Consider the following 14,429-nt stretch of genomic DNA (forward strand, 5'->3'; position numbering starts at 1 on the left):
GTGGAAAGGTCGTGCAGAGATAAAAAGGTTGCCATCTTCTCTGCGTCAAATGTCTCGGTATCCAGCCGGATGCCGAGATCCTTCTGAAAGTATTCCTCGTCCGTCACGGCAAGATACCGGAAGTCTGAGCCAATGAGCAGCATGGGGTTTTCAAAGATTCCCCGACTGACCTCCAGCATTTGCGGCAGGCTTGCGCCGTGGCGAAGGATATGCCACAGCCGTTCCTCCCATGCCTCATACCGGTCAAAAATGTGCTGCACCAGATTGAACACGCGAAAAATGTCCGTATCTGCTTCGACCACAATCACACTGCACCGGTCATAGAACCCATTCAGGTTCCAGTGCTGCCCCAGACAGACGAGGCACACGTTTGCACTGAGCGACGGACGTGTCGGCAGATGATCGGCCGAGCAAACGTAGACGCGGTTCCTCTCAAACGTTTTTGTCCGGTCAAGGTAAAATTCCGGCCGGCTCAGTGTCAGCTCCTGACTGCCCGCGCCATGCAGCTCGACCGTCTTCAGCTCCTCCTTCAGCCCCCAATAGAGAATACCCGCGCACAGTTTCATGGGATGTTCCCCTCCGATCACTTTTCACTCCCGTTTTCGGTTTTTATTATATGCCGTCCGGAAGCGGCTGTCAATGGAAGACCATATCATTTGTATGGTTCCGTATTCATACTTTTTGCTATATTTTCTGTTTTGCACAAAAACAAACCATACAAATTGTATGATTTGTCGGCGTACAAACTGTACGGTGCAGAGCAGAAAAAAACGCGCAGTTTGCAGCATTTTCGCCGCACTGTCTATTTTTTATAATAAGAGCGGCAATACAGAAAAAGAGACAGGAGGAATACCATGCTAAAAGAAAAACTGGAGCAGCGGAAATGCTTCCCGACCGCATGGGGCAAGCTCATTACGGAAGAAGAAGCCTACCGGCAGCTCAACCGGCAGATCGCGGCCATGACCGCCAATCTGTTTCAGGTCATGCGCATCTTCGAGCCGAGCTGGGAAAAGCGCACGGAAGCCATCTGTGACATCGCCAACATGATGAACATGGCGGTCGCGGGCACACCGGAGGAACAGAAGGACTACGTCAACGCTTCGCTCTATGAGGCGTTCAACATCCCGGAGCTGTGCGAGAAATCGAGCTGGCTCGGCGGCATCACCGGTGACTCCGGCGACGAATGGGAAAACATGGCAGGCCGTGTCGTACAGTTCACGCGCAACCGCGTGGAAAAGGAGCTCGATACCTGCCCATGGGACATCGTCGGCAGTGAGCTGTGCAACATGACAACCAGTATGTTCACGGCAAACTTTGACCTCGCGTCCTCCAACGGCACGGAAAACGAGGTCGCGCTCAACATGTGTCAGGCCCGAGGCTGCGGCAACAAGCACTGCCGCGTCGTGGCGGAGCGCCGCGACGTGTACGGCCTTCCCAAGCAGGGATGGCTCGACCACATGCAGCAGCCCGTCGACCCCATCCACGACACCCCGCGCGAGCGCATGGTCAAGGAAGGCCAGTGCCTGCGCAACGGTCAGTACACGCAGAACTTCGGCGAGGAAACGTCGCTCGAAAAAGCGTACCACTGGGTCGCGCAGATGGGCTGGGTCTGGTCTATCCAGTTCCCGATGATGGCCATTAAGGATATGGCCCCCGATGAAGATGAATTCCTGCGCGTGTTCCGCATCGTCTTTGCAACAGCAGGCAAGAACCAGTTTATCGATCCGTTCGCCAAAGAGGGTCTGCGCAGCTACCTCGGCGTGCCGCACGAGATGGACGAGAACGACGGCCGGATCCTCGGCGGATATATCCGCTATATGCTCGACGTGCAGCAGGTACCGTATGAGATGGTGCGCTGGACGAAGGACGAAACGTGGATCAAGGTCAAGAGCGAGGACTTCACAGCCCGCTATGAGATGGCGCCGCTCGACGAGCTGGTCGACGCCTACGAGGCGCAGTGGAACGGTGCGGCCAAGACGCTGGTCAGCCCGGAATGGTCCTGCGTCATTGAAGACCGCGACGAGGAAGATATGTATATCAAGGTCATCCGCAAGGAAGACCTGCGGATGCTGTAAGGAGGTGCCGAACGATGTTATTCAGAGAAGATACAGTCGCGCGCGCCGACGCCGAGGCCATCCGCAAGGGTGTAGGCTTCTACCGCTGGACGCATGATCTGGTGGAGATCACCGGCAAGGACGCCTTAGAAGTCCTGCAAAAAATCTATATCAGCGACATTTCCAAGGTCGCCGTCGGGCGCTCGAAATACACCGCCTCGCTGGACGAAACCGGCGAGATCATCGACGACGTGATCGTCATGCACATGGCGGACGGCCTGTATTGGGTCTCCGACCTCTACGGCCCGCGCCTGCTGCCGTGGATCGAGCAGCACAAGGGAGAGGCTGATATTCACGCGAAGATCATCACCTACGACTGGGATATGTACGCCGTGCAGGGCCCGGACAGCCTCAAGGCGATGAACGCCATGCTGGACGCGCCGGTCGACGATCTCAAGCGCTTCGGCATCTGTGAGCGGAAGCTCGGCGATATCCCCGTTTATATCCACCGCTCCGGCTTCACCGGCGAAAACGGCTATGAGATCTACTCCGCATTCGACAAGAGCGCGGAAGTTCACGACCTGGCGCTCAAAGCCGTCGAGTCTGTCGGCGGCCGCGAGCTGCAGACGCTCGAGGTCTACGTCCGCTCTATCCCGATGGAAAAGGGCTTCGCGCTCAAGCAGGATTTCAAGCACCTGAGCCCGTATGAATGCGGCCTTGGCTGGGCGGTCGCCGCCGACAAGGATTTTATCGGCAAGGAAGCGGCGCTGGCACGGAAAGAGCACCCGAAATACCGTATGGTCGGTCTGGAATTCTCCCGCGAATCCACCGAGGATATCTCCATTTGGGAGCGTGTGTACTGGTACGGCGTCGAGGTCGGCCGCTGCGCGCAGACCATCTACGGCTATACGGTCGATAAGAACATCGGCTTTGCCACCGTCCGCGCGGACGTGCCCGACGGCGCGGAGCTGACCGTCGGCTGCAACGATTCGCCCGCTGTTGTCGTAAACAAGGTTTTCTGCTGAGGAGGACATTATGGGAAGATTAGATGGTAAAGTCTGCATCGTGACCGGCGCTTCCGCCGGGATCGGGCGCGCCACGGCGGAGCTGTTTTGCCGCGAGGGCGCGAAGGTCGTGGCGGTCGCCCGCCGCGAGGAGCGGCTCAAGGAGCTGGCGGAGGAATGCAAAGACTTGCCCGGCGAACTTGTCTGGTACGCGGGCGACGTCGGCGACCCGGAAACAGCTGTAGGCATGGTCAAAAAGGCAGTCGAGACGTTTGGAAAGCTGGACGTTGCCGTCAACGACGCCGGTATCATGGACGACAACACCGCCATTGCCGATCTGTCGGATGAAATGCTCCATGAGACGTTCCGCATCAACACCTTTGGCCTCATGTACGGAATGCGTGAGGAATGCCGGCAGTATCTTGCACAGGGTGAAGGCGGCGTGATCGTCAATATCTGCTCTGTCGGCGCAACGCACCAGACCTCCGGCGCAGCCTACTGCGCCAGCAAGGGCGCGGTGCTGGCGGCGACGAAGAACACGGCGTTCATGTACATGGAGGAGGGCATCCGCTGCAACGCGGTCTCTCCCGGCGGCGTCGTGACCGATATCCCACTGGTCATGCCGCCCTCCGACGAGTTCGGCTTCAGCCGGACGAGCAAGCTGCTGGACTTCTCCGGTGAGCTTGCCATGCCGGAGGATCTGGCGGACGCGATTCTGTTTCTGGCCAGCGATCAGTCCCGCTACGTCAACGGCGAAGAGCTGAAATGCGACGGCGGCTGGACCTGCTTCTGAGCATCCAAGCAACATAACAGCACAGGCGGCCCGTACAGAGCCGCCTGTGTCATCTTGAAATCAGGGAGGAACTTACATAAAAAGGCCATAACGGTCGTGACAGGCGGCCATGGCGGCATGGGCAAGGCGATCTGCAAGGAGCTTGGAAAGACTTCTGCGATCGTGCTGGCAGGCCGTAATCCTGCAAAGCTGGAAACGGCAAAAGCGGAGCTGGACGAGCTTGGTGTGGAGAGCGATCTTTGCAAAACTGACATTGCAGATCGCGCACAGGTGCAGGCACTGGCAGACTATGCTGCATCGCTGGGCAGCGTGAAGCAGATCATCCACACCTCCGGTGTGTCGCCGAGCGATACAGGGACGGAAAATATCATCAAAATCAACGCAGTTGGCGCAGTCAATATGGTTGAGGCGTTTTATCCGGTTCTGGCCGGGGACGGCGTGATGATCAATTTTGCCTCTGTCGCTGCCTATACCATGCCGCAGACGGACGAGTGGACGGATGCGTTTGAGGCATGGAATGAGCCGAACTTCTATGACCGGCTGTTATCTCACGCCCATGCATCAGAAGCTCATCGACAATCAACCGGAAACTGCAGAAAATCAGCTGGAGCTGATTCCGGCCGGACGCTGGGGCCATCCCTGTGAAATGGGTGCGCTGACCGCTTTCCTCTGCTCGTCCGGAGCCGGGTATGTCAACGGCGTGGATATCCTCGCCGATGGCGGCCAGAACGCCGGGATCTTTGTTCCACAAATTTAGTCAACTTTTTCGCCAAGTGCTTTCAGAATAGCGAAATAAAAATGGACATGAAATGGGCGGCTCTCCGATCGGGGAAGCCGCCCATTTTGAAGGGATGAATCGTAGAAATCAGTTTGTCAGCTGCGAAATCATTCGATAGCCTGGAGCTCCTTGTCCAGCTCCTCCAGATGGGGCTTCAGAAATGCAGACTGCGGGAAGCTGGCAAGCTTGCGCAGCGTCAGACCGCCGACGAGCTTCATCTGCGGATTTCTGGAAGCATCGGGGCTGTATTTGTCCAGCACCGCTGCCGCCGCCGGGTTCTTCAGGATGTCCTTTACCTTACTGTCGAGAGAAAATGCCATAAGAATAGCCTCCTTTTCTTTGATTCTCTGGTAATATTGTACAGAATCGCGGTCAAAAAGGAAATCCTGCAAACTGCAGGAGAATCTGCAGTGTTATCCGTTCAAATTGTGGGGCGGCTCACGCTTCTTCGGACTCGCAGTTTTTCTGCATGCAAAAGCTCCCCTCAAGGCAGGCCTCAAGGGGAGCTTGATCGTTATTATAGGCTTTTACGCTTTCTGTTCCTGCTCCGCGATCTGCTTGATCAGGAGCTCCTCCGCGTAGCCGCAGGCGCGCTCGACGGAGCCGGCATCGAACGGATTGGCCAGATTGGCGTACCGCAGCGTCTCGAGATAGCTGCGGCTGCCGCCGGTCTTGCAGAGCTTGAGGTAGTCCTGCCATGCGGCGGCCTTATCCTCGGCGTACTTCTTCTTGAACTCCATCGCCCCCATGGTCGTGAGCGTGTAGTTGATGTAATAGAAGGGGTAGAGATAGATGTGCAGCTTGTGGTACCAGTAGCCACCGCGCTCCAGGAAGGGATCGCTCTCATACTTGCGCCACGGCATGTACTTCTCCTCCAGCAGATGCCACTGGTAGGTCCGCTCCTTCGGCGTCAGCTCCGGATGGGCATAGCAGATATGCTGGAACTCGTCCACGGCCACGCCGAAGGGCACGAAGGTCAGCGCCTCCTGCAGGTGGGCGAAGCGGAACTTGTCCGCCTGATCGCCGAAGAACCACTCGGCATAGGGATAGGCAAACTGCTCCATGGACATGGAGTGAATTTCGGCAATGTCGGTCGACTCGCTGTAGTAGTCCGAGATGGGCTGGCTGCGCATGGCCATATAGCCGGCAAAGGCGTGGCCAAGCTCGTGGGTCAGCACCTGCATATCAAAGATCGTGTGGTTGAAGCAGGAGAAGACAAAGGGAGCCTTCAGGCTGGGCAGGCTCGTCATGTAACCGGTGGATGCCTTGCCCGGCTTGTTCTGCAGATCCATCAGCTCATGGTCGATCATGAAATCGATGAACTCGCCCGTCTCCGGGCTGATCTCGTGATACATCTTCTGGGCAGTCTTCACCATGAAGGCATCGTCACCCGCGGGCTCGGCGTTTCCGTCCGGGAAGACCATTTTCTCGTCGTACCACATAACATGGTCGATGCCGAGGCGCTTTGCCTGCGCGTCATAGAGCTTTTGGCACAGCGGCACGAGGAACATGCGCACCTGCTCGCGGAAAGACGCGACCTCCTTTTCGCCGTAATCCGTGCGGCTCTGCTCGAGATAGCCGACGGGGATGTAGTTCTCATAGCCGAGGTTCTTGCCCATCTGGTTGCGGATGCGGATCAGCTCGTCCCAGATCTCCTCCAGACGCGGCTCGTTGTCCTCGTAGAATTTGGCGTAGGCCCTGACGGCAGCGGCGCGCATGGCGCGGTCGGGGTGCTCGAAATACTTCTGCACGCCGTAGAGGTTCAGCGTCTTGCCGTCGAAGGGGATCTCCGCCGTGGCCATGATCTTCTGATACTCGTTGGTCAGGCGGCTCTCCTGCTGGCGCAGCGGGATGTTGGCCTCGCAGAACAGCTTCTTCTGCAGATCCATGGAGACAAAATACTGCTTGCCGAATTCCTTCTCAATGTCCGGGCGGAAAGGGCTGGACGCGATGGCCTCGCTCAGCGCGACCTCCTCGCCGCCGAGGGTCGGCAGCGTGTCGTCAAGATAGGCGACCTCCGTTTCATAGAATTCATCACGGGTGTTCAGCGTATGGCGGATGTTCGCGATGGAATACTGCGTGGACAGCTCGCAGTTTTCGCGGTCCATCTCAAGAAGCAGCGTGCGCAGAGCCTCGTAGCTCTCCGCGTGTTCGATCGCAGCTTTCCAATCCTTGAGCTTTGCGCGGTATGCATCCAGATCGGGGCGCTTATATTCCAGGGTCGAAAATCTGAAATTGTCCATGGCGTTCCGGTTTCTCCTCATATTTTTATAGAATAAAGTGGCTTGTCGTGGTGCGGGTATGGGGACTTGAACCCCAACGCATCTCTGCACAGGAACCTAAATCCTGCATGTCTGCCAATTCCATCATACCCGCGTATCGATCAAATTGAAAACGGAGAATGAGTTCCGCTTCCAACTCATTACAATTCTATCATTCCGGCTGCAAGTTGTCAACGCCTTGTATGCTTTGCACAAGTTTTCCTGTAGGGAAACAATTTTCCCTGCATAATTGCTTGACTTTCGCGAAGTGAAACGGTACAATAAACAGTGGATTTGTTTGTTTGCTCTGTGCATTGGGGTAGCCGGAGGAAGCATTACTTTTTCGTGACACACGCACCCAATTTGAAGAACAGGAGGTGTATTCCGGCAATGGAATGGTATGGTTACGTCCTGCTCGTCGCAGGACTGCTGATTGTAGCATTTATCTTCTTTCTGATCGGCATGCTCTATCGCAAGAAAGTCGCGGAGCGTGAGATCGGAAGCGCAGAAACCGAAGCAACGCGTATCATCAACGAAGCCATCAAGGGCGGCGAGAATAAGAAGCGCGAGATGCTCGTGGAAGCGAAAGAGGAAATTCATAAATCCAGAACCGAATACGAAAAGGAAGTCAAGGAGCGCCGCGCCGACCTGCAGAAGCAGGAGCGCCGCCTCCAGCAGAAGGAAGAGTCTCTCGACAAGAAGCTCGACGCCTTCGAACGCAAGGAAGACGATCTCCGCCGCCGTCAGGCAAATATTGCCGCCACGCAGGACGAGGTCGAAATGATCAAGAAGAGCCAGCTCGAAACGCTGGAAAAGCTCTCCGGCCTGACGCAGGAGGAGGCTAAGAACCACCTGCTGAAGAATCTCGAAAACGAATGCAAGCATGACGCCGCGCTCAAGATCAAGGAGATCGAGACGAACCTCAAGGACAACGCCGATCAGCTCGCCCGCGAGATCATCTCCATCGCCATCCAGCGCTGCGCCGCCGACCACGCCGCCGAAACGACTGTCTCCGTCGTCGCTCTGCCGAACGATGAGATGAAGGGCCGCATCATCGGCCGCGAGGGCCGCAACATCCGCACGCTCGAGGCCATCACCGGCGTCGATCTCATCATCGACGACACGCCGGAGGCCATCACCGTCTCATGCTTCGATCCTGTGCGCCGCGAGGTCGCGCGTCTCGCGCTCGAGAAGCTGATCGCCGACGGCCGCATTCACCCGACCCGTATCGAGGATCTCGTAGAGAAGGCCCGCAAGGAGGTCGACCGCGTCATCAAGCAGGAGGGCGAACGCGCCACGTTTGAGACCGGCATCAACAACCTCCACCCCGAGCTCATCAAGCTGCTCGGCCGCCAGAAGTACCGCACGTCCTATGGTCAGAACGTTCTGAACCACTCCATCGAGGTCGCCCACATCGCCGGTCTGCTCGCAAGCGAGCTCGGCGTGGACGTTGCGCTGGCCAAGCGCGCCGGCCTGCTGCATGACCTCGGCAAGTCTGTCGACCACGAGATGGAAGGCAGCCACGTCCAGCTCGGCGTTGAGCTGGCCCGCAAGTACAACGAATCGCCCGATGTCATCCACGCCATCGAGGCGCACCACAACGACGTCGAGCCGCGCACCGTCATTGCCTGCCTCGTGCAGGCGGCCGATGCCATCTCGGCCGCTCGTCCCGGCGCACGCCGCGAGAACGTGGAGAATTATATCCGCCGTCTGGAAAAGCTCGAGGAACTGACCGGCACTTACCCCGGTGTCGAGAAGTCCTACGCCATTCAGGCCGGGCGCGAGGTCCGTATCATGGTCAAGCCCGAGGATGTCTCCGAGGACAACATGATCATCCTCGCCCGTGAGCTGACGAAGAAGATCGAGTCTGAGCTGGAATATCCCGGCCAGATCAAGGTCAACGTCATCCGCGAGACGAAGGTCGTCGAATACGCCAAATAAGGTCAACCGCCTGCCGGGCACGGATTTTCCGTGCCCGGTGTTTTTATGTCCTGATACAGCCAACCGGCGGACTGCCGCCGTTTTCGGGCTTGGCAATCCGCCGGTGTTCTGCTATAATATTAATATTGGAGAATTGTCAGCCTGCTCAACGGCCGCGCTCCGTGCCATAGAAGAAAAGGGCAACCATGCCCGGCCCGCAGTGGCTGCCGAGCGTCGTACCGACGGTATTGATCACGATTCTCCCGCGCAGCTGCGGGAATTTCTCTTCGATCATGCCTGCCAGCTGTTCGGCGTCCGCAAGATTGTCCGCATGAGAGATATGGCAGGGGCCGTCATAGGCCATGCCGCCCTCGGCATAGCTGACCATTTTCTCCACAAGAACGCGCAAGGCGCGCTGCTTGCCGCGAATTTTCTCCCGCGGGATCAGCTTGCCCTCGCAGTTTGCCTCGATCACGGGGCACAGACGCAGGAGCGTGCCGATCCAGCCCGCCGCAGCGCTGACCCGGCCGCCGCGCACAAAATATGCCAGCTCCGGCGTGAAGAGCCAGTGGTGCACATGGAGCCTGCGCGCTTCGATCCAGGCGGCGGTCTCCTCCATGGTCCGGCCCGCATCGCGCTGACGCGCTGCTTCGAGCATCAGGATAGCAGCGCCGCCCGAGCCGCAGAGCGAGTCGACAACGATGATTTTCCGCTCCGGGAATTCCTCCAGCAGCATGTCCCGCGCGGCGCAGGCGGAATGATAGCAGCCCGACAGGCCGGACGAGAGCGAAACATGCAGGATGTCGCTCCCCTGCTCCAGAAACTGCCGGAAATACAGCTCGAATTCCCCGGTCGTGACCTGCGACGTCCCCGTCGTGGCCCCGGCTGCCATGGCGTCGAAAAACGTCTTCATCGGCAGACTCTGGCCATAGTCGTCAGGATATTCCTTCCCGTCCAGCAGAAAATGGAGCGAAACATAATGCAGATCGAGCGCGGCGTATTGCGCAAGCGTCAGATCCGTCGTGGAATCACAGCTTAACATGTACGGCATGGTGTGGGTCCTCTCTGTGTGTTGATTTTGCAGTTGCATAAAAATCCGCACGGACGGACGTGCTGCCCGTGCGTTGGGATTCCCTGTTTACAGGAATTGCGCCCGGCAGATCAGCATAGCCAGCACCGGGATGACGCAGCCCGCAAGAAGCTGCAGCGCCGTGTGACGCTTGAGCCGGATGCTCGACCAGATGATCGGCGTCAGGAGCACATAGCCGACCAGAAACCACGGATTGATAAAGATCGACAGCGCGGCGATCGGGCCGGAGCAGCCGCAGGTATGGCCGCTGGCCTTGAAATGCAGCAGCGTGCACACGGCAAGCGTTGCGCCGGAGATGAGATACGTTCCGAAAACGACCTTTTCCATCGCTGCGCCTCCGTCCAGAACGGCAGCAAGAAAGCCGATCAGATAGCCGAGCACGGAGAACACCAGTGCCAGATTGCGCTGTGTCTTTCTGCCGCCTCTGCGAAGCGCCGGGATGAGATAGGACACCGGATAGGCCAGCACCGGCAGCAGCGACAGGCACACGATCGCAAGCAGGTAATGTCCCAGCGAAGCAAACGAGCCAGGCACGAGCACATAGAGCAGCGTGCACATCAGTGCGGAAAAAACCGGCGGCGTTGTCAGGATACGGACCGCCTGTGCAAATTTCTGTTTCATGATGAAGCCTCCCCGTGAGTCATTCGCCGGGCCGCCCCGGCTGCTGGACTCATCGTACCATGCCCCGCCCCGTATGTCACGCTACCGGCGTGAGCCGTCCCTCTCCGCAGTCTGGAGAGCGACTCCATCAGCCCGAGAATGAGGTTCTACTGTGAGTAGAGTCCTTGATTTGCAAGGGTTTGCGGGCATTCCCCACCAACAGAAAGGACAAACGCCCATGAATGAATCCGATGAAAAGCTGCGGCAGCTCATCGCCGAAAACATTGCCTATTACCGCAAGCTGAACGGCGACACGCAGGCCGGTCTTGCGGAAAAGCTCAGCTACTCCGATAAGTCCGTCTCCAAGTGGGAGCGCGGCGACGGCACGCCGGACATCTTCATCCTCTCCCATATCGCCTCGCTCTACGGCATCACCGTGCAGGACCTGCTGCGCGAAGAGAAGGTCGCCAAAACGCGCACGCGCCACCTGCTCATCTCGCTGCTGTCCGTCGGCCTTGTCTGGCTCGTGATGACGGTGTTATTCTGCGGCGCGCAGATCTTCTCGATCTGCGACCGGTATGCCTGGCTGCTGTTCATCTACGGCATCCCCATCTCCGGAATCGTGGCGCAGGTTTTCTGCGCGCTCTGGAGCAACCAGCTCTCGCAGATCTTCGCCTGCTCGCTTATCATCTGGGGCGCCGGTCTGAGCCTGCACCTCACGGCGCACGGGAACCGGCTGTTTCTTGTCTACGTCATCTGCGCCGTGCTCGAGGTCCTTCTGATCCTGCTGTACACCCTGCGCGCGCAGACGCGCTGGCGTGAATGGCGCGAAAAGCGCAAGAAAATGCAGAAATCGTCCGACGATTCCGTAGCTTGAGCGCTGAAAATTCCATTTTCTCCCTGTTTTGTCGATATTGCCAATTTTTCTTTCTATAATTTGTTGAATTCTCCATGAATTTTTAGGCGTAACATGCTTGCACTTTTTTGCACAACGTGGTAAACTGGCACCAGAGAGGAGAAGATCTCCTCTGAACATAGTCGGAGCAGCGCGGCGGCCGCCGCAGCGCTGCATGGTTCGCCATTGACCGGTCCCGCTCGTTCGTTCTCCTGTCCCGCACAGAGCGGTGTGCGCAGCCGTCTTTGTGAGCAGGCCTGTCCTGCAGAGGCTATGGGCTGCACTCTGGGATCCCCGCGGCTCAGTCCACGTTCGTTTTCATCTTTTCTTCTTTCTTTCGTTATTTGGTCAGGCAAGAGTTAACCGCGAGTATGGGTATTTTTTTCTTACTATCTTATTCTCCTTTCTAGCATCTCCTAATAATTTGAAGTGAAGTATTGGTATTGTCGAACATCTTGTTTTATCTGTCTCTTCCGCGGGGCTGCTTCTTTTGGAGCAGCCCCCATTTTGTTGAAAAAATCCCTTTGGGCTTTCAGAATTGCAAAACAAAACATTGCAGCATTATTTTGCAATTCTGCCGCGGCGGCGGGAGGCCTGCGATTCACCGAACCCCACCGGCTGCTCCGGCGGGGTTCTCGTTTTCCTTTTCTTTTTTCGGAAAACATGGTACAATACAGAAAAACAGGCGGCTGGGCCATGTTGGCACGGCCGCCGTATCCGAACACACGGAGGAGATCGCAATGGAAGATATGATCCGGCTGCTGGCAGCTGAGTTGGGGCAGAAGCCGCAGCATGTGGGGGCGGTCGTCCGCCTGCTTGACGAGGGGAACACCATCCCCTTCATTGCCCGCTACCGCAAGGAGCAGCACGGCGCAATGGATGACACGACGCTGCGCACACTGGCAGAGCGCCTGCAGTATCTGCGCAATCTGGCCCAGCGCCGTGAGGAGATCCGCCGCTCCATCGCCGCGCAGGAGAAGCTGACGGACGAGCTGGACGCCGCCCTACAGGCCGCAGTAACGCTCTCGGAGCTGGAGGACCTATACCGGCCCTATAAGCCGAAGCGCCGCACGCGCGCAACCATCGCCCGGGAGCGCGGCCTTGCGCCGCTGGCTGAGCAGCTTTTGGGGCAGGCCCGCGATCTGCCCGATCCGCTCACGCTTGCCGCCGGATTCGCAGACCCGGCGCGCGGCGTGGAGACGCCGGAGGACGCGCTGGCCGGTGCGTCCGACATCGTGGCGGAGACCGTCTCCGATGATGCTGCCGTGCGCAAAGCTCTCCGCAGCCTGATGCAGCGTCAGTCCGTTCTGCGCACGCAGGCCGCGAAGGGAAAGGAGGAGGAGACCTCCGTCTATCAGCTCTATTATGACTTCCGCCAGCCGGTGTCCAGGCTGCAGGGCCATCAGATTCTCGCCGTGAACCGCGGTGAACGCGAGGGCTTTCTGAAGGTCACGCTGGAAATGGACCGCGATCAGGCCCTTATCTGCGTGCGCCGCTGCGTGCTCGTACCGGGCGGCGGCGCAGCCGCCTTCCTGCGCGCCGCCTGTGAGGACGCGTATGACCGCCTCATCGCGCCCAGCATGGAGCGCGAGCTGCGCGCCGCGCTCACGGAGTGGGCCAACGAGGGAGCCATCCGCAATTTTGCTCTGAATCTCCGGCCGCTGCTCATGCAGCCGCCCGTGCGCGGCCATGTGACTATGGGCCTCGACCCAGGCTACAGCCACGGCTGCAAGGTCGCCGTCGTTGACCCGACGGGCAAGGTGCTGGACACCGCCGTCGTCTACCCCACGTTCTCCAAAGCAAAACGCGCCGAAGCGATCGAAACGCTCCGGCGGCTCATGGATCGGTATGAGGTGACGCACATCGCCCTCGGCAACGGCACGGCCTCGCGCGAGACGGAGGCCATGGTCTGCGAGCTGCTGCGGCAGAAGCACGGCGCGGCCTATATGATCGTCTCGGAGGCGGGCGCCTCCGTCTATTCCGCCTCGTCGCTGGCGGCGGAGGAATTTCCGCAGTACGACGTCAACCTGCGCAGCGCGGTCTCCATCGCGCGGCGGCTGCAGGACCCGCTGGCCGAGCTGGTCAAGATCGACCCGAAGGCCATCGGCGTCGGTCAGTATCAGCACGACGTGCCGGAAAAGCAGCTCGACGAGGCGCTCTCCGGCGTGGTGGAGGACTGCGTCAACGCCGTCGGCGTCGATCTAAACACGGCCTCCCCCTCCCTGCTGCGGCGCGTGGCCGGTCTGAACGCCACGACGGCAAAAAACATCGTCGCCTATCGCGAGGAGCACGGGGCCTTTACGGCGCGGCGGCAGGTATTGAAGGTGCCGAAGCTCGGCCAGAAGGCCTATGAGCAGGCGGCAGGCTTCCTGCGCGTGCCGGAAAGCCCGCAGGTGCTCGATCACACCGGCGTGCATCCGGAGTCCTATGCCGCGGCAGAGACGCTGCTGGGCCTGTGCGGCTATCGTCTTGCGGACGTCGGCGCGCTGACCGAGCTGCCCGCACGGCTGGAGGCCTACGGCCCTGCGCGCGCCGCAGAGGCCTGCGGCATCGGTCTGCCGACGATGCGCGACATTGTCCGCGAGCTGTGCAAGCCCGGCCGTGACCCGCGCGATGAACTGCCGCAGCCTGCGCTCCGCACGGACGTTCTGGAGCTGAAGGACCTGAAGCCCGGTATGGTGCTCACGGGGACCGTGCGCAATGTCATTGACTTTGGCGTGTTCGTAGACATCGGCGTCCACCAGGACGGCCTTGTTCACATCTCGCAGGTCTGCAACAAATTCATCAAGCACCCGTCCGAGGCCGTGTCCGTCGGCGATGTCGTGCGTGTTGCCGTGCTGGAGGTCGATGAGAAGCGCAAGCGCATCAGTCTGACCATGCGCGGCGTGCCGGGGGACGGCGAAGCCGGCCCGGACTGTCAGAAAACTGCCCGGTAATAAGTTTCGGAGGGAAGGAAAGTGTGAAAGACTAACTATTAAAAGTCAAGCCCGAAATGCGGAGGAGCGGCAAAAATTTAGACGGTTCAAAAGGGGTA

The 14,429-nt window shown here is 58.8% G+C and carries 13 protein-coding genes and 1 tRNA gene; 8 read left to right on the forward strand and 6 right to left on the reverse strand.

Going from position 1 to position 14,429, the window contains the following annotated elements:
• Positions 1-566: hypothetical protein (locus WMO66_RS02710; RefSeq protein ID WP_435387780.1), on the reverse strand; the 566-nt coding region annotated here is incomplete at its 3' end.
• Positions 567-854: 288 nt separating this feature from the next.
• Here WMO66_RS02710 and WMO66_RS02715 point away from each other — a divergent pair.
• From WMO66_RS02715 to WMO66_RS14470, 5 genes are all read left to right on the forward strand, one after another.
• Positions 855-2,075 carry a hypothetical protein gene (locus WMO66_RS02715; protein ID WP_349134874.1) on the forward strand — a complete coding sequence of 407 codons (1,221 nt, stop codon included), beginning with the start codon at positions 855-857 and terminating at the stop codon, positions 2,073-2,075.
• 14 nt (positions 2,076-2,089) lie between these two features.
• On the forward strand, positions 2,090-3,079 hold the full coding sequence (locus tag WMO66_RS02720) for a glycine cleavage T C-terminal barrel domain-containing protein (protein WP_349134875.1): 990 nt from the start codon (positions 2,090-2,092) through the stop codon (positions 3,077-3,079).
• 10 nt (positions 3,080-3,089) lie between these two features.
• Positions 3,090-3,851: an SDR family NAD(P)-dependent oxidoreductase gene (locus tag WMO66_RS02725; protein ID WP_349134876.1), complete on the forward strand. Its 762-nt coding sequence runs from the start codon at positions 3,090-3,092 to the stop codon at positions 3,849-3,851.
• Between the two features lie 96 nt (positions 3,852-3,947).
• Positions 3,948-4,496, forward strand: coding sequence for an SDR family NAD(P)-dependent oxidoreductase (locus WMO66_RS02730; protein ID WP_349134877.1), 549 nt, complete (start codon positions 3,948-3,950; stop codon positions 4,494-4,496).
• A complete protein-coding gene (locus tag WMO66_RS14470) occupies positions 4,408-4,608 on the forward strand; it encodes an SDR family oxidoreductase (protein ID WP_353963938.1) in 201 nt (66 codons plus the stop codon). The genes WMO66_RS02730 and WMO66_RS14470 overlap by 89 nt, the downstream gene beginning before the upstream one ends.
• Positions 4,609-4,736: 128 nt before the next feature.
• Here WMO66_RS14470 and WMO66_RS02735 read toward each other — a convergent pair whose 3' ends face one another.
• From WMO66_RS02735 to WMO66_RS02745, 3 genes are all read right to left on the reverse strand, one after another.
• Complete coding sequence (locus WMO66_RS02735) at positions 4,737-4,949, reverse strand: hypothetical protein (RefSeq protein ID WP_349134878.1); 213 nt, start codon at positions 4,947-4,949, stop codon at positions 4,737-4,739.
• A 207-nt stretch (positions 4,950-5,156) separates the two neighbouring features.
• Positions 5,157-6,872, reverse strand: coding sequence for a M3 family oligoendopeptidase (locus WMO66_RS02740; protein ID WP_349134879.1), 1,716 nt, complete (start codon positions 6,870-6,872; stop codon positions 5,157-5,159).
• A 48-nt stretch (positions 6,873-6,920) separates the two neighbouring features.
• Positions 6,921-7,005 (reverse strand) — tRNA-Leu (locus WMO66_RS02745).
• A gap of 347 nt (positions 7,006-7,352) precedes the next feature.
• Between WMO66_RS02745 and rny the strand changes: the two genes are divergently transcribed.
• Positions 7,353-8,831 carry a ribonuclease Y gene (gene rny / locus WMO66_RS02750; protein WP_435387781.1) on the forward strand — a complete coding sequence of 493 codons (1,479 nt, stop codon included), beginning with the start codon at positions 7,353-7,355 and terminating at the stop codon, positions 8,829-8,831.
• A 145-nt stretch (positions 8,832-8,976) separates the two neighbouring features.
• Here the strand turns inward: rny and WMO66_RS02755 are convergent, their stop codons facing one another.
• Positions 8,977-9,861: a DegV family protein gene (locus WMO66_RS02755; protein WP_349134881.1), complete on the reverse strand. Its 885-nt coding sequence runs from the start codon at positions 9,859-9,861 to the stop codon at positions 8,977-8,979.
• Between the two features lie 87 nt (positions 9,862-9,948).
• Positions 9,949-10,521: a hypothetical protein gene (locus tag WMO66_RS02760; RefSeq protein WP_349134882.1), complete on the reverse strand. Its 573-nt coding sequence runs from the start codon at positions 10,519-10,521 to the stop codon at positions 9,949-9,951.
• Positions 10,522-10,738: 217 nt separating this feature from the next.
• Between WMO66_RS02760 and WMO66_RS02765 the strand changes: the two genes are divergently transcribed.
• Together WMO66_RS02765 and WMO66_RS02770 are read left to right on the forward strand one after the other, a co-directional pair.
• The gene (locus tag WMO66_RS02765; protein WP_349134883.1) at positions 10,739-11,377 is read left to right on the forward strand and encodes a helix-turn-helix domain-containing protein; all 639 of its coding nucleotides are present in this window, start codon (positions 10,739-10,741) and stop codon (positions 11,375-11,377) included.
• 758 nt (positions 11,378-12,135) lie between these two features.
• Positions 12,136-14,331: a Tex family protein gene (locus tag WMO66_RS02770; protein WP_349134884.1), complete on the forward strand. Its 2,196-nt coding sequence runs from the start codon at positions 12,136-12,138 to the stop codon at positions 14,329-14,331.
• The last annotated feature ends 98 nt before the right edge of the window (positions 14,332-14,429 follow it).

The sequence above is a fragment of the Faecousia intestinalis genome (assembly GCF_040096185.1).
In the GTDB taxonomy this organism is placed as follows: Bacteria; Bacillota; Clostridia; order Oscillospirales; family Oscillospiraceae; genus JAZOXB01.